This is a genomic window from Nonomuraea sp. MG754425 (assembly GCF_021699195.1).
Lineage (GTDB): Bacteria > Actinomycetota > Actinomycetes > Streptosporangiales > Streptosporangiaceae > Nonomuraea.
This window is the reverse complement of the sequence record NZ_SSXE01000592.1, coordinates 1-267: the sequence shown is the minus strand read 5'-3', so window position 1 is coordinate 267 and position 267 is coordinate 1. Positions and strand designations below refer to the sequence as shown.

Here is a 267-nt window from a genome sequence, read left to right as displayed (position 1 = left end):
CTCGAGGCGGGCCGCTCGCCGTCCGACGTCCGCCGCCTGCTCAACCTGGGCCAGGAGCTGCCGCCCGAGCGGCTGGCCGAGCTCGCGCTCGCGCACGGCATCAGCGTCTTCACGCTCATGGTGGACGATCCGAGCCGGCTTCTGCGCTTCGCCGAGGAGACCGCTCCGGCCGTGCGCGAGCGCGAGCTCGGCCAGCCGCTCGGGCGGCAGCTCCTGGCCCAGGTTGAGCAGGCGGCGGACGTCGGACGGCGAGCGGCCCGCCTCGAG

1 pseudogene is annotated in these 267 nt (G+C 76.0%); it reads left to right on the top strand.

The features are described from left to right. Nucleotides 1-267 (top strand): annotated as a pseudogene (locus FAF44_RS54110) (hypothetical protein); the annotation flags it as partial.